This is a genomic window from Magnetospirillum aberrantis SpK (genome assembly GCF_011022235.1).
GTDB lineage: Bacteria > Pseudomonadota > Alphaproteobacteria > Rhodospirillales > Magnetospirillaceae > Magnetospirillum > Magnetospirillum aberrantis.
Genome location: NZ_JAAIYP010000027.1, coordinates 1 through 18,521, shown reverse-complemented (window position 1 = coordinate 18,521; position 18,521 = coordinate 1). Strand labels below are relative to the sequence as shown.

Genomic DNA, 18,521 nt, shown 5'->3' with positions numbered 1-18,521 from the left:
TGGGCGTGGTTTCTTTCTCGCTTGTCGGTGGCCGCATGACCGCCGACGTCGGACAGCTCATGCAGTAGGGGACGCCTATGAACTCTCGCATCATCCTGGCCTTTGGCCTGCTCTTGTTCGGATCGTCGGCCGTGATGGCGGCGGAACCGCCGGTGTCCATGCTCATGCAGCCGGGAGGAACGGTCGAAGTCAGCAAGGACGGCGCCACCTGGCGTCCGATCACCCGCAACAAGTATCTGTTCGCCGGTGACATCGTGCGAACCGGTGCCGATGGTGCCGGCACCCTGATCGACCAGACCACCAACATGGCCCAGACCCTGGGCGCCAACAGCGTGGCCAAGGTCGAGCCCAGCGGCATCAAGGCGGTGACCGGTTCGCTGTCCGCTCCGACCCAGGCCAGCGGTGATCTGGCCGCCGGCCTTGGCAACCGCTTCGCCGAGGCGCAGCGCTATACCACGGTGCGCCGTTCGGTGAACAAGGACGCGGGCGAGATCAAGCTGCGCGTCGCCAGCGACCTGACGCTGAGCGCCAGCTATCCCGAACTGGCCTGGGAAGGCCAGGGCAAGCAGTATTCCTATGTGCTGACCATCGACGGCAAGGCCTATCCGGTGGCCGCCACCGAATCCGAGGTGGTGCGCTTCAAGGTGCCTGAACTCGCTGCCGGCAAGCACAGCTTCAGCGTCGCGGTGATGGATGGCGGCAACAAGGTCGCGGAATCCGACAAGGAAGGCGGCATCGTCTGGCTGTCGGCCAGCGAGGACAAGGCCTTGGCCGACGCAGTGGCCAAGGTGCGCGCCATCAACCCGGGCGACGATTTCTCCCTTGCCAGCCTGCTGGATTCCAAGGGCATGACCGTCGCCGCCATGGACCTCTATCGCAAGCACTTCGACGCCAACAAGGACGACAACGACATGCGTCCGCTGTTGATCAAGGCTTACAACGACCTCAAGCTCAAGGGCCTGCGTCAGAAGGAAGCGCTGGTCTACAACGAACAGCTTCAGAACAACTAAGCCGAAGAAATCCATTCAACCGGCCCCGCGCGCCGAACGCGCGGGGCCGCCATGGCCGGGGGCCGGGGAACAGCCATGCTGCGCATCCTCAAGCGCTACGACGTCATCGTCGCCATCTTCCTTTTCCTGATTGCCGTCCCGGCCCAGCATTTCGAATGGTTCGCGTTGCTTGAGGACCAGACGCTGTCCCTGCGCCATCAGTTGCGCATGGCCTATGGCGACCAGCGCGAACAGGCGTTTTCCAAGGACATCGTCCTGGTCAACACCGACGAGGCGTTCTTCCGCGCCTACAAGAGCTTTCCGCTCAGGCGCAGCGACATCGGCGCCATCGTCACCAACCTCAAGGATCTGGGCGCCAAGGTCATCGCCATCGACATGCTGATGGACTTTCCCAGTTCCTATGGCGAAGACCCTGTGCTGGCCAAGGCGCTCACCGACGCGGGCAACACGCTTTTGGTGGCGCAGGCGCAGTTCGACCACGACCGCTTCGTTCAACTCAACCGGCCGACCGACGAACTGGACCGCGCCTCTCCCAGCGCCTACACCAACATCAAGTCCAATTCCTCTCTGGTCACCACGCTGTCGCGGCTGCGCGTCCATCCCGAAGTCGCCGCCCAGCCCGAGGGATGGCCGTTCGCGGTCAAGGCGGCGGCCATGTATCTGGGGGTCGAACCCCACATGGACGGAACCACGCTGTGGCTGGGCGACCTCGCGGTGCCGCTGGACCACGACTGGAACATCAACATCGACTTTCCGCCGTTGCCGAGCGGCACCCGTTTCCTCAGCCAGTCGGCAGGCATCAGCGCGCTTGAGTTCCTCGACATCTCCGGGCTCGACGAGAACGAGCGCGAGGAACTGTCCTATTGGGTGCGCGACAAGCTGGTGGTCATCGGCGACACCTCGGAAGTGTCGCACGACTGGTTCGACACCCCGGTCGGCATGGTTTACGGGGTCGAGATCATCGCCGACACCATCCATTCCCTGCTCAAGGGTGCGCCGTTGCGGCCAGCCAGCCCGGAACTCGCTTCGGCCGTCGTTCTGGTGCTGCTGTTGCTGATGGTCTATCCGATGGTCAGCTCCCATCCGGTGCGGCGCGGTCTGACGGTGCTGGCGATCATCCTGGGGTTCGCCGGTCTGGCCAGCCTGCTTTACGTGCGCCAGGGGGTGGTGCTGCCCATGTCCTATGGGCTGTTCGCCGTGGTGTTGAGCTATGCGCTGATCGAATATCGCTTCTACATGCTGGAACGCCGGCAAAAGAAGAACATCGCCAAGACCTTCGGCCAGTACATCCCGAGCGAACTGGTGGAAGAGATGAACCGCACCGGCCAACAGGTGTCGGTGGGCGGCGAAAGCCGCGAGATGACGGTGCTGTTCTCGGACGTGCGCGGCTTCACCAGCATTTCCGAGGGACTGTCGCCACAGGAACTGACGGTGCTGATGAATTCGTTCCTCAGCCCGATGACCCGTATCATCCACCAGAACCGTGGCACCATCGACAAATACATGGGCGACGCCATCATGGCGTTCTGGGGGGCGCCGCTGCATGACGCCGACCATGCCCGCCACGGCATCCAGGCCGCGCTGGCCATGCACCAGGGCATGGAGGAATTGTCGGCGGCCTTCATCGCCAAGGGCTGGAAGCCGTTGAAGATCGGCATTGGCCTCAACACCGGCACCATGAACGTCGGAAACATGGGTTCCGACTTCCGTCTGGCCTATACGGTGCTGGGCGACGCGGTCAATCTGGGCTCGCGCCTGGAAAGCCTGACCAAGCAATACGGCGTCAACATCATGATCAGCGAGTTCACCAAGGCCGCCGTGCCCGATCTGGTGACCCGCGAACTGGATCAGGTCCGCGTCAAGGGTAAGGAGACGCCGGTCCGCATCTTCGAACCCATCGGTTTCGAAGGCGAGGTGGACGCGGCGACCCTGGCCAACCTTGAACGCTATCACGCCGCGTTGGCGCTTTACCGGGGGCAGAAATGGGCCGAGGCCGAGGCCGCCTTCACCGCGCTTGCCGCCGACGAACCCAATTTCCTGATCCATCAGGTTTACCTGTCCCGCGTTCACCACTTCGTCGAAGAACCGCCTGGGGCGGAGTGGGACGGCGTTTACACCCACAAGGAAAAGTAAGAGGCGCGCCATGGCAGTCATCCGACCCCGAGCCCTCGCCACCGCCGCCACCTTGGCTCTGTGCGTAGCCTTTGGCGCGCCCGCCCTGGCCGACGATGCCGGCACCCCCCAGGCGGCGCGCGGCAAGCAAGCCCTGGCCAGCGGCGATTCCGTCACCGCCTACGGCCATTATCTCAAGGCCCACAAGGCGGCGCCCGCCAACCGCGATTACGTGCACAACGCCGCTTCCCTGGCTCTGGCCCTGGGCAAGGGCGACGAGGCTTTGGCGCTGTTCCAGACGGCGATGCAACTGGCGGCCAAGGCCGGGGCCAAGGCCGACGTGGCGCTTTATGCCGGCGAGATCGTCAAACTGCGCGAGGCACCGCCGGCCTGGGCGCTGGAGCGCCAGCAACAAGTCTCGGCCCTGACCCAGGCGCAACAGGGCGCGGTCGGATTGTGGGACCGCATGCACCAGGGCGCGGTGCGCGCCGCCGCCGCGGGCGATCTGGTCAAGGCGTTGCGTGCCGGGGCCCAGGCGGTCTCCGTGGCGCGGGACAATTTCGGCCCCGAACATATGGCCACCATCATCAGCTTGGCCGATCTGGCTCAGATTCAGGGCAACGCCGGTCAACCGGTCGAGGCCGAGGCCAGTTGGGCCGAGGCGTTGAAGGCCGCCGACAAGGTTCTGGGCGAAGGGCACCCGGAAACCCTGAAGATTCGCCGCGCGCTGGCCGAGCATTTCTATGCCCGTGCCGAAGCGGCCAAGGCCGAGGAAATCCTGACCCAGGCTGCGACGGCCGCCGCCGGTGCCTTGGGCGAGGATCATGGCCTGACCCTGGCGACGCGGCTGCGCCTTGCCTCGGTGATGATCGACAACAGCCACAACGCCGAGGCGCGGGCCGTGCTGGCGCCCACCTGCAACAGCCTTCAGGTCGGGTGGGGAGAGGTTCATCCCCAGGCGCTCAATTGCCTGTCGCTGGAAGCTCGTGCCGCCCGTCTGGCCGGCGATCTGACCGCCGCCGCCCGGCCCATGGACAAGGCATTGTCCCAGGGAGAGCGTGTGCTTGACGTGGCCGATCCCGATGCCGGCGGCCTTTTCATCGAAGGCGCCGAACTGCGTCTGGCCCAAGGCAAGCTGGCCGAGGCTCAGGGCTTGGCCGAGGGTGTGGCGGAAAAATCCCGCGATCTGGGCATGCGCAACCGTGCCAAGGGGGTTCTGGTCGACGTGCTCGACGCGCGTGGCGACTATGCCAAGGCCGAGGCCATGACCACCGAGTTGCTGGACTGGCAGACCAAGACCTTGGGCGATGCCCATCCCAACACAGTGGCGACGTTGACCACCCTGGCCAGCCTGTATCGCAAGCAGGGCCGGTTGGCCGACGCCGAACAGGTCTATCGCGAGGCCTATGACCGCTTCCTTAAGATCCTTGGCCTCGACCACCGCTCGACCATCGTCGCCGCCAACAATCTGGGCGAGATATTGGAGAAGGAAGGGCTTTACGATCAGGCCGAGCCCTATCTGCTTCAGGCGTCGGACGGAACCCGCAAACTGTTGGGCGATTCCCATCCCGCGACCATGGTCAGCACCAACAACCTGGCGCTGCTGTACGAAGGCCAGGGCGATTTCGAAAAGGCGGAAAGCCTTTATACCGGCGCCATCGCCGCCGCCACCCGCGCCTTGGGTGAAAACCATCCCGACACCTTGGCGGTGGTCAACAATCTGGCCTATCTGAACCTGCTGAAACAGGATTGGGCGGCGGCGAAACCGCTGTTCGAGCGGGTGATCGCCGGCTGGACCGCGCTTTACGGCGCCGACCACCAGAACACGCTCAAGGCCCGCAACAGCCTGGCCCGCGTCCTGCACCGTTCCGGCCAGTTGGACGAGGCGGAAAAGGCCTTCGTCGAGGTCCTGGCGGCGCGCAAGCGGGTGTTGGGAGAAAAGCACCTCGACGTGCTGCGCAGCCAGATCGACTTGGCCGCGCTCTACCACACGCAAAAGCGCGAGACCGAGGCCAAGGCGTTGTTGGAAAGTGCGCTGGCGACGGCGGAAAAGGTGCTGGGCCCCCTGCATCCCTACACTTTCGAGGCCATGAACGGTCTGGCCGCCGTGCGCGAGAGCGTTGGCGAGCTGGATGGTGCGCTCAAGGTACGGCGCCTGACCTTCGAACGGCGCAACGAATTCCTGAACCGCATGCTGTATGTCACCGGCGACAACGCGCGCGAAGGCTATGTGCGCCTGCATCAGCCGGAACTGGCGGCTTATGCCGACCTGCTGACCCGCATGTCGCCTGACGTCGCCGGGCGCGGCCTGCTGGAAATCAGCCTGAACCGCAAGGGATTGCTGTTCAAGGTGGCTTCGGAGCTGGCGCAGATCGGGCGTTTGTCGCGTGATCCCGCCATGGCCAAGCTGTCTCAGGAATTGACCGAGACACGCAAGCGGCTGGCGGCGTTGACCCTGTCCGGTCCGACCGAGGAAACCAGGGACCACCACGTCGAGGTCATGGCCCAGCTCGAGGACCGCATCAACCGCCTGCAAGGCGAGTTGGGCCGGGCGAGTGCCCGTTTCCGCAAGACGGTGCGTCCCATCACCGCCGACGAATTGGTGGCCGGATTGCCGGCCGACGGTGCCTTGGTGGACTTCCTGCAATTCTCGGTCGACGGCCAAAGTCGCATGGTCGCCGCCACCTTGCGCAAGGATGACGGCAAGCCGGTGTTCGGCATGGTGTCCTATGGCGAGGTGGCGCCGCTGGACGCCGCCATCCTCAAATACCGCAAGGATATCCAGGACGAGGATTTGGACCTGGACGAGGTGCTGGATTCCGGTTCCGCCGCCTACGACCTGATCTGGAAGCCGCTGGAACCGGCGCTGGCCAAGCGGGCCAGCGCCTATGTGGTGCCGGACGGGACCCTCAATATCTTGCCGTTCGCCGCCTTGGTGAACAACGGCCGCTACTTGATCGAAGGGGTGGACCTGCATGTCTACACCTCGGCGCGCAACCTGTTGCCGTCGGCGGTGTCTCCGGCCAAGGGCGGCTATATCATCAACGCCGGTCCCGACTACAACACCGACGAGGTGACGGGCAAGGAGACGTTGGACAACGCGCGGTCGCGTTCCGCCGGAAGCAATTCGGTGCGCGACGCCATGCGCGGCATGGCCTCGGGCATGCGCGGGCTCAAGTTCGATCCCTTGCCGGGCGCGGAAAAGGAAGGCCGGCTGATCAGTCAGTCGGTGGCGGACAAAGGGGCGGAAAACGCCATCTACACCCGCCGCGACGCCCAGGAGAAGGTGCTGCGCGAACTGGCCGAGCCGCCGGAAATCCTGCACATCGCCACCCACGGCTTCTTCCTCAAGGCCGACGACACCCTGCGCAAGCGTCTGCTCAAATTGCAGCGCGGCTCGGACGTGCAATTGCCGCCGCCGGGCGACAATCCGTTGCTGCGTTCCGGTCTGGCGTTTGCCGGCATCAACGCCAACGCCCAGGTGTTGGGCGAGATCGACACCGACAACGACGGCGTGTTGACCGCGCTCGAGGTGTTGGGGCTCAATCTGTCGGGGACCAAGCTGGCGATCCTGTCGGCTTGCGAAACCGGCCTTGGCGAGATTCACGAAGGCGAGGGCGTCTATGGCCTGCGCCGCGCCTTCCAGGAGGCGGGAGCCAATACCGTGGTGTCGTCGTTGTGGGAAGTCAGCGACGCCGGTACGCAAAAGCTGATGACCGCGCTTTATTCGCGGCTGTTGCAGGGTAAGAAGCCTCATGCCGCCTTGCGCGATGCCCAGCTTGAAATGCTGCGCATCGGCGAATGGAGCTCGCCTTACATCTGGTCGGCGTTCTTCATGGTGGACGGCTGAGGTTTCAGCCGTCCTGGCCTCCGGCCAGGACGGACAAGGCATGGCGGTCGTGCAAGGTGACCGCGCCCCGGCCACTTTGGATCAGGCCGCGTGCGCTCAAACGGCCAATCAACCGGGCCACCACCTCGCGGGTGGTGCCGATATGGCTGGCCATCTCTTGTTGCGTCAACCGCACCACACCGCGCCCCGAGGCGCGGACCAACAGCAACCCGGCCAACCGCTGTTCCAGGGTCTGGCCGTGGACTTGATCCAATTCGGCCATCAGCCGGAAGACCAAGGTGGACAGGGTCTGTACCGTCAGGTCCTGAATGTCGGGTTCGGTGGCGAACAAGGCCCGGTAAACCCGGCCGGGGATCACCGCGACCCGGGTGTCGCTGTCGGTTTGGACCCAGGCGGGATACAACAGGTCGTTGAACAGGCTGTTGAGCGCCAGCACGCAGGTTTCGCCGGGTTCGATAAAATAGAGGGTCGCTTCCTTGCCGCCCGGCAGCAGCGAGAACACCCGAAGCCTTCCTTCAAGAACGAAATAGGCGCCCGAGACGTCCTGTCCCTTTTCGATGATGGTTCGGCCGGCGTCGAAGCGATGGGTGACGGTGCCCCCGGCCAACAGCCGGTGGCTGGTCTCGGATAATCGGCGGAATGGTTCCAACGCGGTGATGTCGGTCATCGGCGCTCCCCTGCCGCCATCTTGATCCTGGCGGACAGAGTGTCACTGCTGAGCGATTCAAGGAAGCGGGCAATGTCCTCGACGTCGTCCTCGCCGAGCACCAGCCTTTGTTCGGGAGGCAGGAAACGTTTGGCTTCGGCGTCCCATCGCGGTTGTGCGGGCTGTTGCGTGGTGCTGACAAGGGTGGCGTTCAATTGCGCGGTGGCCATCACCCGCACCGCCTCACGCAGGTCGGAGACCGAGCCGTTGTGGAAATAAGGGGCGGTCAGGGCCACGTTGCGCAACGACGGGATGCGCCACACGCCGCGCGGGGCGGTTTCGCGGTCCAGACCATGGCTGATGGCGACGGCCGAGCGCTTGGCGAACAGCGGTGCGTAAGGGTTGCGCGGCCCCACCAGCGAGGCGCCGCTGAAATTCGGTCCCGCGTGGCACATGATGCAGCCGCTCGACTGGAACAGCCACATGCCCCGCTGTTGGCGCGGCGAAAGAGCCTGGCTGTCACCTGAAACAAAGCGGTCGTAGGCGGAATCCGCGGCGACCAGGGTTCGTTCATAAGCGGCGATGGCTTGGGCGATGCGGTCCATGGTGATGGCCGCATCCGCCCCGAAGGCCGCGTGGAACAACGGCGCGTAATCAGCCTCTTGGGCAATGCGTTCCTCGATGGCGGCAAAGGACGGCATGCCCATTTCGTCGGGGTTGAGGGGCGGTCCCTTGGCCTGTTCCTCCAACGATCCGGCGCGGCCGTCCCAGAACAGCCGGGCCTGGAAGGCGGCGTTCCACACGGTCGGCGAATTGCGCTTGCCGACAATGCCGTCGATGCCGATGGCGGTGGCCCGTCCATCGGTTCCCGATCCGCCAGCCATGTCATGGCAACTGGCGCAGGACACCGTACGGTCGCGCGACAAAAGCGGATCGTGGAACAACCGTTCACCCAACGCCACCTTGGCCGGAGTCGTCGGGTTGTCGGCCGGGGCCGGCACCACCGTCGGCAGGCTTTGCCATTCATAGGGTTTTGGGTCCGGGCGGGGCAGGGGGGGCTGGTCGCGGCCGTCCTGGCTGCCGACCCCCGCGATCAGCGGCTCGATGGTTTTTCCGGGAAACGACGACAACGTCAGGATGATCGCCACCTTGATGGAAAAGGCGATGACCCCCAGTCCCAGCGCTCCACCCAACAGGAAACGCCCGCCGACGCTGAGCGCCATCGGGCGCAGCCCGGCGGGTGCCAGGTCGCCGCGGACCAGAAGCACCAGGGCGGTGACGGCCACCGTTATGGCGAAAGCCCCGACGGCGAGCAAGGAAGACAAGTCGGCGTTCATGATGACATGGCCCCCATGTGATGAACCGTTTCAAGGTGATCCGGGATGCCGCCGGAATCTGTAGCCAAAGCTACACATGGATCGTTCCGGTGTTTTGTAGCTCCGGCTACAGACCCCGGCCGGGACAGCCCCTTAGTGTCCACGGGTCATTGACCCAAAACCCACGAGGGGAACCATGAAACTGTCGATCAAGACCCTTGCCGCCCTGTTGCCGCTGGCCGTCGCCGCGCTGCCTGCCTGGGCCGCCGGTTTGCCGGTGCTGGACAAACAGCGTACCGCGGTGCTGATCACCGATCCGCAGAACGATTTCCTGCGCGAGGATGGCAAGCTGTACCCCTTGTTGAAGGAGAACCTCAAGGAACTGGGAACGGTGGACAACATCGCCCGGCTGATGGAGGCAGCCAAGCGCGGCGGCACCCATCTGGCGGTCGACCCGCTGGTCTACACCGCGTTGGACGGCAATTGGACCCATGCCGGGGCGTTGCAGCGCCAGTTGCTGGACATGCAGGCGCTGCACCGTGCCGCCGTCAACGATCCCAAGGGGTTCGCCGGTTCCGGCGCCGATTTCTTTCAGCGTTACAAACCGCTGATCGAGGACGGCAAGACCATCGTCACCGCACCGCACAAGATGTATGGCCCGGAAAGCAACGACCTGATCTATCAATTGCGCAGCCGTGGCGTCGACACCGTCATCCTGGGCGGCATGGTGGCCAACCTGTGTGTGGATTCGCACATGCGGGCGCTGATGGAAAACGGCTTCGCCGTCTACGTGGTCAAGGATGCGGTGGCGGCTCCAGGCGCCGACGCCTATGGCGCGGCCATGGTCAACGCCGGCATGATCGCCAACGGCGTGGTGTCCACCGCCGAGGCGGTGGCGGCGTTGGAGCGTTGAGTTGACGGTTGGGACCGGCTCCATCCCCCGGAGCCGGTTCCCGCTCGAAGGAAGACTCTGGCATGCCGGCCATCCTGTGGCATAAGAGGGCCGACCACGCCACGGGAACCCAAACGCACATGATTCGCTTTGAAAACGTCAGCAAGCAAAACAGTCATCGTATTCTTTTCTGCGAGGCGTCCGCCGCGCTGAACCGGGGCGAGAAGATCGGCCTTGTCGGTCCCAACGGTGCCGGCAAGACCACGCTTTTCCGCATGATCGTCGGTGACGAGGCGCCCGACGACGGCCAAGTGTCCATCGAGAAACTGGTCACCATCGGCTATTTCAACCAAGACGTTGGCGAAATGTCGGGCCGCAGCGCGGTGGCCGAGGTCATGGACGGCGCCGGCCCGGTCAGCAGCGTCGCGGCGGAACTGGCCGAACTGGAAGCGGCCATGTGCGACCCCGACCGCGACGACATGGACGCGGTCATCGAACGCTATGGCGAGGTGCAGGCGCGGTTCGAGGAACTGGGCGGCTACGAGCTCGAGGGCCGCGCCCGCGAGGTGTTGGCCGGTCTCAGCTTCAGTCAGGAAATGATGGACGGCGACGTAGGCAAGCTGTCGGGCGGTTGGAAGATGCGCGTGGCCCTGGCCCGCATCCTGTTGATGCGGCCCGACGCCATGCTGCTGGACGAACCCAGCAACCATTTGGATATCGAAAGCCTGATCTGGCTGGAAAGCTTCCTCAAGAATTACGATGGCGCGCTGTTGATGACCTCGCACGACCGCGAATTCATGAACCGCATCGTCAACAAGATCATCGAGATCGATGGCGGCACGCTGAACACCTATTCCGGCGATTACGCCTTTTACGAGCGCCAGCGGGCGCAGAACGAAAAGCAGCAACAGGCCCAGTTCGACCGCCAACAGGCCATGTTGGCCAAGGAAATCAAGTTCATCGAACGGTTCAAGGCGCGTGCGTCGCACGCCGCCCAGGTGCAAAGCCGGGTCAAGAAACTGGACAAGATCGAACGCTTCGAACCGCCCAAACGCCGCCAGACCGTGGTGTTCGATTTCCCCCCCGCGCCGCGCTCGGGCGAGGACGTGGCGGTGCTCAGGAACGTGCGCAAAAGCTATGGCAGCCGCACCATCTATGACGGTTTCGACCTGACCATCCGGCGCAAGGAACGCTGGTGCGTCATGGGCGTCAACGGTGCCGGCAAGTCCACCTTGCTCAAGCTGATCGCCGGTGCCACCGATCCTGACCAGGGTACAGTCACCGTCGGCGCCAGCGTCAAGATGGGGTACTTCTCCCAGCACGCCATGGATCTGCTGGACGGCGAAAAGACCATCTTCGAAACCCTGGACGGCTATTTCCCCCAGGCCAACCAGGGCTCGCTGCGGGCATTGGCCGGATGTTTCGGCTTTTCCGGCGACGACGTGGAAAAGAAATGCCGGGTACTGTCGGGGGGCGAGAAGGCGCGGCTGGTTATGGCGATCATGTTGTTCAACCCGCCCAACTTCCTGGTGCTGGACGAACCCACCAATCACCTGGACATGGACACCAAGGAAATGCTGATCAAGGCCCTGGCGGGATACGAGGGCACCATGCTGTTCGTGTCGCACGACCGCCATTTCCTGGCCGAGCTGTCCAATCGCGTCCTGGAACTGACCCCCGAAGGGGTGCACCAATACACCGGCGGCTACACCGAATATGTGGAAAGCACCGGCCAGGAAGCTCCCGGCATCCACAGCTGAGAAAAAAACTCCCGAGGACGGCCCCGGCCTCGGTGGTGGCGCCACCGACCATCAGTGGGCCGCTCCGTTCCGCTGCGGGCCGTACTGGATGACGGTGGCCTTCTCCAGCGTGACCAGCCCACCGGTCATCATCGGGTCGATGACCGCCAGGAACGTGTCGATCTTCTCCTGGGTGTCCACGATCTCGATGACCATGGGCAGGTCTTCCGACAGGTCGAGTATCTTGCTGGTGTGGATGCGGCTGGACAGGCCGAAGCCCATGGGGCCGCGCAACACCGTGGCTCCAGCCATGCCGGTCTCCCGGGCCTTCAGGACGATGGCTTCATAGAGGGGTGCGTGGCCGGAGCGCTCCTTTTCGCCGAGGAAGATGCGGAGCAGGACGCATTCTTTGGGTAGCTGCATGGCGATCCTCCTACTTGTTGAGCAGCATGGCACCGGAATGACCGAGCCAGACGCCGAAAAGGCAGAGTACGACGGAAAGGCCGATGTTCAGGCCAGTCCACAACCATTCGCCGTTCTGGGCGAGGTTGAGCGTTTGCAGGCTGAACGACGAGAAAGTGGTGTAGCCGCCGCACACGCCGACCATGAAGAACTGACGCCATTCACCGGGAACGAACATCCGGCCGTCCGGGGCGGTCAAGGTGCCGAACAGGCCAATAGCAAAGGAGCCGGTGATGTTGATCACCAACGTGCCCCAGGGAAAGGTTTGGCCGACCGCGCCGGCGATCAGACCAGACAGCCAATAGCGCAGTGTTCCGCCAAGTGCGCTGCCAATAGCCACGAAAAGGTAAGTCATGCCCGTCCTCTCCGTGCCGGAGGCAGGCATGAAAACCCGCCCCATCGTTGAAAGACGGCGGCGGGTTGGCACGACTCCCCACCGCGCATTGCTACGCAGTAGGAGTCATCAGCCTTGCGGCGGTTTCGGGAGACCCCATTCCCATCGAATGTACCCTGAGAGTAGACCGTGGCCTGGAATTGGTCAACGTTATCGGTGAATGCCGATTTTCATTCCACCAGGGCGCACATCGAGCGTCATCCACAGGAAGAGGCAGACACACAGGCCAATAGCTTGAATTGGGGGACGGTCCGCTGTCGGGAGCTGAAATGACTTATATGGGCGCGTAGCCATCCCGGAGGAGCCTCTTCTCAGGGGGTGGCGCCGCCGAACAGGAAAGTGCGCGTTTCGGCCAACATGATGGTGGGGACGTCGCGTTCTTCGTTGTCGTTGCGGTAACGGGCGGCGGTTCTTTCGACCTCGGGCCAGCGGGCCAGGAAGGCATCGACGCAGTCGGGGTCGAAATGACGACCGCGCTCGGCGACGATGTAGTCTCGGGCCTGTTCCAGCGGCCACGCTTTCTTGTAAGGCCGCTCGCTGGTCAATGCGTCGAACACGTCGGCAAGGGCGGCGATGCGGCCGGCCAGCGGGATGGCCGTGCCGGCCAGCCCGTCGGGATAACCACTGCCGTCATAGCGTTCGTGATGCGAACGGGCGATGCTTGCCGCCATGCGGATCAACGGCGCCGAACTGCCGGCCAGGATGTCGGCGCCGAAGGTGGGATGGCGACGCATCAATTCTTCTTCGTGCGGAGTCAAGCGGCCGGGCTTGAGCAGGATATGGTCGGGAATGCCGATCTTGCCGATGTCGTGCATGGGCGCGGCGGTGTGGATCAGGTCGACCTCGTCCTGACCCAGGCCGCAGCCGATGGCGATCATCCGGCAATACGACGCCATGCGCACCAGATGGTGGGCGGTTTCCGGGTCACGGAATTCGGCGGCGCGCGACAGGATCAAGATCGCCTCGCGCTCGCGTTCAAGCAAGGTGCTGGTGGCTTTCTGAACCTCCTGGCTCAGCCATTGCGCCCGGTCGCTGAGCGCAAGATGGCTTTGGTGCAGCTTGAGCAGGTTGCGTATCCGAGCCAGGAACTCGGCTTCGTCTACCGGCTTGCTCAGGAAGTCGGTGGCTCCCAGCCGCAGCGCCTGGTGGCGGATTTCACGCTGGTCGCAGGCTGTGACCATGACCACCAGCGTGTCCACCCGTTGGCGGTGCGCCCGCAGCCGCTGGATGAACTGAAGGCCGTTGGGCGCCGGCATGTTGTAGTCCACCAGCACCAGATCGACAGCGTTGTCCAGGCACCAGTGCAGCGCCACCGCCGAATCGTGGAATCCCACCACCTCGCATCCCGTCAGGGAAGAGAGCATGGAGGAAAGCGCCTGGATGGCACTGGGACTGTCGTCGACGATGACCACGCGCATGTTGGCGACCCGAACGGTTGTTGTGCGACGGAATTATGGCGCGCTGGCGCCTCTATCACACCTCATCCATGGGATGGAGACGGGCAGGATGGATGGATGAAGGAACCTCCTCCGTCCCCCTCCGATCGGGGGGAAGGGGTCCTTCCAAATATCTCTGAGAGTAGATTGCGTGTCCCCATCAGAAGGTGTGGTCTCATTCTTGTCGATGGGCAAGACGAGGACGTACCGTCATGGCATCGGGCTTGCCGGGGGTGTGATATGTCTCAAGTCATATCGGATGAAAAAACTGAAACAATCGTTCTTGATCCTGTTCAAACACTCAGGACGATTGACGTGACTAAGGATGCGATTTCCTCTGCGCTCGCCGTTTCTCGCCGTGTCGTCGTTGACGGTTCCCTGGTCGAGGATGCCGACATCGCCATCGTTCAATTGCTGACGGCGGCGCGGTCGAGTGCCGAGCGGCTGGGCGCCGTTCTCGCGTTTCAGGCACCTTCGGCGGCGTTGCGGACGGTCCTGGAACGGGCCGGAGTGTCCGTCACCATCGGTGACGACCCGTTCTGGAACGGAGACGCAGCATGAGCAAGACCATCATGACCGTCGATGATTCCGCGTCCATGCGCCAGATGGTGCGCCTGACCCTGGCCGGTGCCGGCTATGAGGTGGTCGAGGCCGAGCACGGCCAGGATGCGTTGAACAAGGTCGGCGCCGCCGTGCCCAGCATGGTCGTGACCGACCTCAACATGCCGGTGATGGACGGGTTGACCCTGATCCGCAACCTGCGGGCTCTCAACAGCTTCAAGGGCGTGCCCATCGTCTTCCTGACCACCGAGTCGGACGAGGACAAGAAGCGCGCGGCCAAAGAGGCCGGTGCCACCGGATGGCTGACCAAACCGTTCAAGCAGGAACAACTGCTGGCGGTCGTGAAGAAGGTGCTGGGCTGATGACCATCGATCCCGCCGATACCTTCCGTCAGGAAGCCCAGGATTTGTTCGAGCAACTCGAACAGGCCCTGCTGGACATGGAAGACCGCCCTGATGATCTCGAACTGGTCGGCACGGCCTTCCGCGCCCTGCACACCCTGAAGGGGTCGGGCGCCATGTTCGGGTTCGACGCGCTGGCGGCTTTCGCCCACCACCTCGAGGCGGCGTTCGACCAGGTGCGCCATGGCGTCCTGGCGGCCAGTCCCGATCTGGTGGCCCTGGCCCTAGCAGCCAAGGACCATCTGCGCGGTCTGTTGGACGGCAGCGCCAGCGCCGACGATCCCGCCGCCTGCGCCCTGTTGGACCGTCTTCAGGACGTCGTCGCGCCGACCCGGCACCGCTCCCCCCCACAAGCCCCAAAGGCGGACGGGTTGGGCGACGACGGCCCCGGCGGGGCGGCGAAGGAGGGGGGCGAGGCGGCGATCTGGCGGTTGAAGGTGCGTCTGCCGGCCGACGCTCTGGCCACCGGCACCAATCCGTTGCTGCTGCTCGATGAGTTGCGCGATCTGGGGCCGTGCACGGTGATTGCCCATACCGAGGCGGTGCCGGTGCTCGACGCCTTCGATCCTTCCACCTTGTACCTGTGGTGGGAAGTGGTGCTGACCACCACCCGGCCGCGCGGCGACATCGAGGATGTGTTCATTTTTGTCCGTGACGACATGAATTTGTCCATCGAGCCGGTGGCGGCAGCCTCCGACAAACGCCTGGGTGAGATTCTGGTGGAGCGCGGCGCCGTCACCCAGGCCGGTGTCGAGGACGCTTTGGCGCGGCGGCCCAGAATCGGCAAGCTTTTGGTGGATGGCGGCGCGGTTCCGCCGGCCCAGGTCGAGGCGGCGCTGGCCGAACAGGCGCATGCGCGGGCTCCGGCTCCTGCCGGCCAACGTCGTCCAACCGGCCAGGAAAGCATCCGTGTTTCGGCTGACCGACTGGATGCGCTGATGGATCGGGTGGGCGAACTGGTGATCAGTCAGGCGCGGCTCAAGCAATTGGTCGCCGGGCACGAAGACATCCCGCTCAAGGCGGTGACGGAAGAGATCGAGCGGCTGATCGCCGAGTTGCGCGACACCACCATGGGCATCCGCATGGTGCCCATCGCCTCGCTGTTCAGCCGTTTCCGCCGTCTGGTGCACGATCTGTCCAAGGATTTGGGCAAAGAGGTCGAACTGACCACCTCGGGCGAGGACACCGAACTGGACAAGACGGTGATCGAACGGCTCAACGATCCTTTGGTCCACATGGTGCGCAACGCCATCGATCATGGCCTCGAGGCTCCCGATGTCCGTCTGGCCGCGGGCAAGCCACGTCAGGGAAAGGTTCATTTGTCCGCCAGCCATTCCGGCGCCCAGGTGCTGATCTCGATCCAGGACGACGGCCGCGGTCTGGATGCCGAGCGTATCCGTGCCCGCGCCGTCGAACATGGGCTGATCGCCGCCGATTCCTCGGTGCCGGACGCCGAATTGTTCCAGATGATCTTTGCTCCCGGGTTCTCGACGGCGCACGAGGTGACGTCGGTGTCGGGGCGTGGTGTCGGCATGGATGTGGTCAAGCGCACCATCGAATCGCTGCGCGGTACCGTCGAGGTGGACAGCGTCGCCGGTCACCAGACCGTGGTTACGCTCAAGCTGCCGCTGACCTTGGCGATCATTGACGGCCTTCTGGTGCGGGTCGGCGACGGCCGCTATGTGTTGCCGCTGTCGGCGGTCGAGGAATGCGTCGAGCTGACCTCCGAGGCGGACGCCCGCTCGCGCGGGCGCAACTTCCTCAACATTCGCGGCGATCTGGTGCCGTTTCTGCGCCTGCGCGAGTTTTTCGCGTCGCCTTTGCCGGCGGCGCCGTTCCAGAAAGTGGTCATCGTCTCGGATGGCGATTTGCGGGTCGGCTTGGTGGTGGACGAAGTCATCGGCGACCACCAGACCGTCATCAAGTCGCTGTCGCGTCTGCATGCCGACGTCGAAAGCTTTTCCGGCGCCACCATCCTTGGCGATGGCGGCGTGGCGTTGATCCTCGACGTTTCCCACCTGATCGAGATCGGTCAGGTGCGCGACGAAATCCGCAAGGTATCGTGAAGGGGGCCGAGATGAGCCAGTGGATGGGAAACCGCACCCTGGAAGTGGTAACGCTGGGCCTGGACGGCGAGGTCTTCGCCATCGACGCCATTTTGGTGCACGAAATCCTGGAGATGGTCCCGATCACCCGGGTCCCTGGGGCGCGCTCGTTCGTCGGCAGCCTGCTCAACGTTCGCGGCAAGGTGGTGCCCCTGGCCGATCCTCGGGTGCGTCTGGGCATGGAATGCCGTCCTCCGACCATCGACAGCCGCATTCTGGTGATCGAGGTCGAACTGGAAGGCGAGCCGACCATCGTCGGCCTGCTCGCCGACAAGGTTTTCGAAGTCACCGAGGTGGCCGCCGCCGCCCTCGAGGAGACGCCGCGTCTGGGCATGCGCTGGCCGCCACACCTGATCCGCTGTGTCGGCAAGCGCGGCGACGATTTCATCATTGTCCTCGAGATCGGCCGGCTGTTCGACAATGCCGATCTGTTCGGCGCTCCCGAAACGGCGGCGCCGCAACTGTTGTCGGCCTGATCCATCCCCGAAAGGGACCCTGCCATGCGCCTGACCATCAAGCTAAAACTCGTGCTCGGCTTCGGCCTGGTGATCGCCCTGGCGGCGGTGTCGTCGGGACTGGGCGTCAGCAATCTTGGACAACTGCACGATGCCATGGCCGGCGTGGTCGACGGTCCAGCCGAGCGGCAAAAGCAGATCCTGCAAATGCAAGTGGCCTTCGTCACCATGGTTCGTGCTGAAAAAAGCATGATCCTGGCCACCGACGCTGAAACCATCCGTCGCTATGACGGCGAGATTCTGGGCGGACGCGACCGGCTGCAACGTTTGATGTCGGATTATCGCAATCTGGCGACCGAGGACGGCCGCCGCCGTATCGACCAGTTCGCAGCCGACCTCAGCCGGTTCATCGCCAGCCAGGATCGGGTACGCGACGCGGTGCGGGCCGGCGTCAACGATGGACAGGCGGCGGAACTGTCGAGGCAGGGACGTTCGCTGGTGGATTCCGCCAACAATCAACTCGACGATCTGGTGCGGATCAATGAACAGTTGATGGACACGGCGGTTGACGGCACGAACCAGGACTATCTTCGGGCGCGGACGGTGTTGCTGTCGCTGTTGGCGGTGTCGGTCGCCATTGCCCTGGGTATTTCCATCTGGATCGCCCTGAGTGTCAGTCGCGGCCTGGGCAAGGCGCTGGGCTTGGCCCAGGCGGTGGCGCAAGGCGACCTGGACCATCGCGTGGCCGGAGCGGCCAACGACGAGATCGGTGATGTGGTCGCCGCCCTTGATCGCATGGTTCTCAACCTGCGCGACACCGTGCAAGTGGCGGAACAGATTTCCCTGGGCGATCTGTCGGTACAGGCCAAGGTGCTGTCGGACAAGGACACCCTGGGGCACGCCCTGACAGCCATGCTGACCAACCTGCGCGCCACCGCCGGTGTCGCCGACCGCATCGCTCAGGGCGACCTGACGGTCCAGCCCAAGCGGCTGTCGGACAAGGACACGCTGGGCATGGCGCTCGAAACCATGGTCGAAAAGCTGCGTGAGGTGGTGGCCGACGCCAATGCGGCGGCGGAGAACGTGGCCGCCGGCAGCCAGGAACTGTCGGCCAGTTCGGAACAACTGAGCCAGGGGGCCAC

The 18,521-nt window shown here is 64.1% G+C and carries 15 protein-coding genes and 1 riboswitch; of the genes, 10 read left to right on the top strand and 5 right to left on the bottom strand.

All coding sequences use genetic code 11. The annotated features are described in order from the left end of the window. Positions 1-77: 77 nt before the first annotated feature. The 3 genes from G4223_RS04500 (at position 78) to G4223_RS04490 (ending at position 6,972) form a co-directional block, all read left to right on the top strand. Positions 78-1,010, top strand: a complete 933-nt coding sequence (locus G4223_RS04500) for a DUF7354 domain-containing protein (protein WP_205762385.1) — start codon at positions 78-80, stop codon at positions 1,008-1,010. A gap of 75 nt (positions 1,011-1,085) precedes the next feature. Beyond that, positions 1,086-3,143, top strand: coding sequence for an adenylate/guanylate cyclase domain-containing protein (locus tag G4223_RS04495; RefSeq protein WP_163675628.1), 2,058 nt, complete (start codon positions 1,086-1,088; stop codon positions 3,141-3,143). Between the two features lie 10 nt (positions 3,144-3,153). Further along, positions 3,154-6,972: a CHAT domain-containing tetratricopeptide repeat protein gene (locus G4223_RS04490; protein ID WP_241003951.1), complete on the top strand. Its 3,819-nt coding sequence runs from the start codon at positions 3,154-3,156 to the stop codon at positions 6,970-6,972. Between the two features lie 4 nt (positions 6,973-6,976). Here G4223_RS04490 and G4223_RS04485 read toward each other — a convergent pair whose 3' ends face one another. Then, positions 6,977-7,639 carry a Crp/Fnr family transcriptional regulator gene (locus G4223_RS04485; protein ID WP_163675623.1) on the bottom strand — a complete coding sequence of 221 codons (663 nt, stop codon included), beginning with the start codon at positions 7,637-7,639 and terminating at the stop codon, positions 6,977-6,979. Then, entirely contained in the window at positions 7,636-8,955 is a 1,320-nt protein-coding gene (locus tag G4223_RS04480; protein ID WP_163675620.1) for a cytochrome-c peroxidase, read from the bottom strand. The genes G4223_RS04485 and G4223_RS04480 overlap by 4 nt, the downstream gene beginning before the upstream one ends. A 175-nt stretch (positions 8,956-9,130) precedes the next feature. On the opposite strand from G4223_RS04480, the gene G4223_RS04475 reads away from it, so the two are divergent. Both G4223_RS04475 and G4223_RS04470 read left to right on the top strand, forming a co-directional pair. Continuing rightward, positions 9,131-9,847: a cysteine hydrolase family protein gene (locus G4223_RS04475; RefSeq protein ID WP_163675618.1), complete on the top strand. Its 717-nt coding sequence runs from the start codon at positions 9,131-9,133 to the stop codon at positions 9,845-9,847. Between the two features lie 119 nt (positions 9,848-9,966). Beyond that, positions 9,967-11,586 (top strand): ABC-F family ATP-binding cassette domain-containing protein, encoded by a 1,620-nt coding sequence (locus tag G4223_RS04470; RefSeq protein WP_163675615.1) that lies wholly within the window; start codon positions 9,967-9,969, stop codon positions 11,584-11,586. A gap of 51 nt (positions 11,587-11,637) precedes the next feature. Here the strand turns inward: G4223_RS04470 and G4223_RS04465 are convergent, their stop codons facing one another. The 3 genes from G4223_RS04465 to G4223_RS04455 all read right to left on the bottom strand — a co-directional run bounded on the left by G4223_RS04465 (position 11,638) and on the right by G4223_RS04455 (position 13,839). Then, positions 11,638-11,988, bottom strand: coding sequence for a DUF190 domain-containing protein (locus tag G4223_RS04465; RefSeq protein ID WP_163675612.1), 351 nt, complete (start codon positions 11,986-11,988; stop codon positions 11,638-11,640). Positions 11,989-11,998: 10 nt separating this feature from the next. After that, entirely contained in the window at positions 11,999-12,382 is a 384-nt protein-coding gene (gene crcB / locus G4223_RS04460; RefSeq protein ID WP_163675609.1) for a fluoride efflux transporter CrcB, read from the bottom strand. A gap of 92 nt (positions 12,383-12,474) precedes the next feature. Next, positions 12,475-12,534, bottom strand: a riboswitch (Fluoride riboswitch). A 198-nt stretch (positions 12,535-12,732) separates the two neighbouring features. Continuing rightward, complete coding sequence (locus G4223_RS04455; RefSeq protein ID WP_163675606.1) at positions 12,733-13,839, bottom strand: HD domain-containing phosphohydrolase; 1,107 nt, start codon at positions 13,837-13,839, stop codon at positions 12,733-12,735. Between the two features lie 96 nt (positions 13,840-13,935). Between G4223_RS04455 and G4223_RS04450 the strand changes: the two genes are divergently transcribed. The 5 genes from G4223_RS04450 to G4223_RS04430 all read left to right on the top strand — a co-directional run. Next, on the top strand, positions 13,936-14,418 hold the full coding sequence (locus tag G4223_RS04450; RefSeq protein WP_338086812.1) for an STAS domain-containing protein: 483 nt from the start codon (positions 13,936-13,938) through the stop codon (positions 14,416-14,418). Then, positions 14,415-14,780 (top strand): response regulator, encoded by a 366-nt coding sequence (locus tag G4223_RS04445; RefSeq protein ID WP_163675600.1) that lies wholly within the window; start codon positions 14,415-14,417, stop codon positions 14,778-14,780. The genes G4223_RS04450 and G4223_RS04445 overlap by 4 nt, the downstream gene beginning before the upstream one ends. Beyond that, positions 14,780-16,885, top strand: coding sequence for a chemotaxis protein CheA (locus tag G4223_RS04440; protein ID WP_241003949.1), 2,106 nt, complete (start codon positions 14,780-14,782; stop codon positions 16,883-16,885). The genes G4223_RS04445 and G4223_RS04440 overlap by 1 nt, the downstream gene beginning before the upstream one ends. A gap of 11 nt (positions 16,886-16,896) precedes the next feature. Continuing rightward, complete coding sequence (locus G4223_RS04435) at positions 16,897-17,400, top strand: chemotaxis protein CheW (protein WP_163675598.1); 504 nt, start codon at positions 16,897-16,899, stop codon at positions 17,398-17,400. 24 nt (positions 17,401-17,424) lie between these two features. Beyond that, positions 17,425-18,521: MCP four helix bundle domain-containing protein (locus G4223_RS04430; protein ID WP_163675595.1), on the top strand; the 1,097-nt coding region annotated here is incomplete at its 3' end.

Coding starts and splice junctions, on each gene's coding strand:
- G4223_RS04470 (WP_163675615.1), top strand. CDS start 9,967: ATGATTCGCTTTGAAAACGTCAGCAAGCAAAACAGTCATCGTATTCTT.
- G4223_RS04490 (WP_241003951.1), top strand. CDS start 3,154: ATGGCAGTCATCCGACCCCGAGCCCTCGCCACCGCCGCCACCTTGGCT.
- G4223_RS04445 (WP_163675600.1), top strand. CDS start 14,415: ATGAGCAAGACCATCATGACCGTCGATGATTCCGCGTCCATGCGCCAG.
- G4223_RS04450 (WP_338086812.1), top strand. CDS start 13,936: ATGAAGGAACCTCCTCCGTCCCCCTCCGATCGGGGGGAAGGGGTCCTT.
- G4223_RS04435 (WP_163675598.1), top strand. CDS start 16,897: ATGAGCCAGTGGATGGGAAACCGCACCCTGGAAGTGGTAACGCTGGGC.
- G4223_RS04485 (WP_163675623.1), bottom strand. CDS start 7,639: ATGACCGACATCACCGCGTTGGAACCATTCCGCCGATTATCCGAGACC.
- G4223_RS04465 (WP_163675612.1), bottom strand. CDS start 11,988: ATGCAGCTACCCAAAGAATGCGTCCTGCTCCGCATCTTCCTCGGCGAA.
- G4223_RS04455 (WP_163675606.1), bottom strand. CDS start 13,839: ATGCGCGTGGTCATCGTCGACGACAGTCCCAGTGCCATCCAGGCGCTT.
- G4223_RS04475 (WP_163675618.1), top strand. CDS start 9,131: ATGAAACTGTCGATCAAGACCCTTGCCGCCCTGTTGCCGCTGGCCGTC.
- G4223_RS04500 (WP_205762385.1), top strand. CDS start 78: ATGAACTCTCGCATCATCCTGGCCTTTGGCCTGCTCTTGTTCGGATCG.
- G4223_RS04480 (WP_163675620.1), bottom strand. CDS start 8,955: ATGAACGCCGACTTGTCTTCCTTGCTCGCCGTCGGGGCTTTCGCCATA.
- crcB (WP_163675609.1), bottom strand. CDS start 12,382: ATGACTTACCTTTTCGTGGCTATTGGCAGCGCACTTGGCGGAACACTG.
- G4223_RS04495 (WP_163675628.1), top strand. CDS start 1,086: ATGCTGCGCATCCTCAAGCGCTACGACGTCATCGTCGCCATCTTCCTT.
- G4223_RS04440 (WP_241003949.1), top strand. CDS start 14,780: ATGACCATCGATCCCGCCGATACCTTCCGTCAGGAAGCCCAGGATTTG.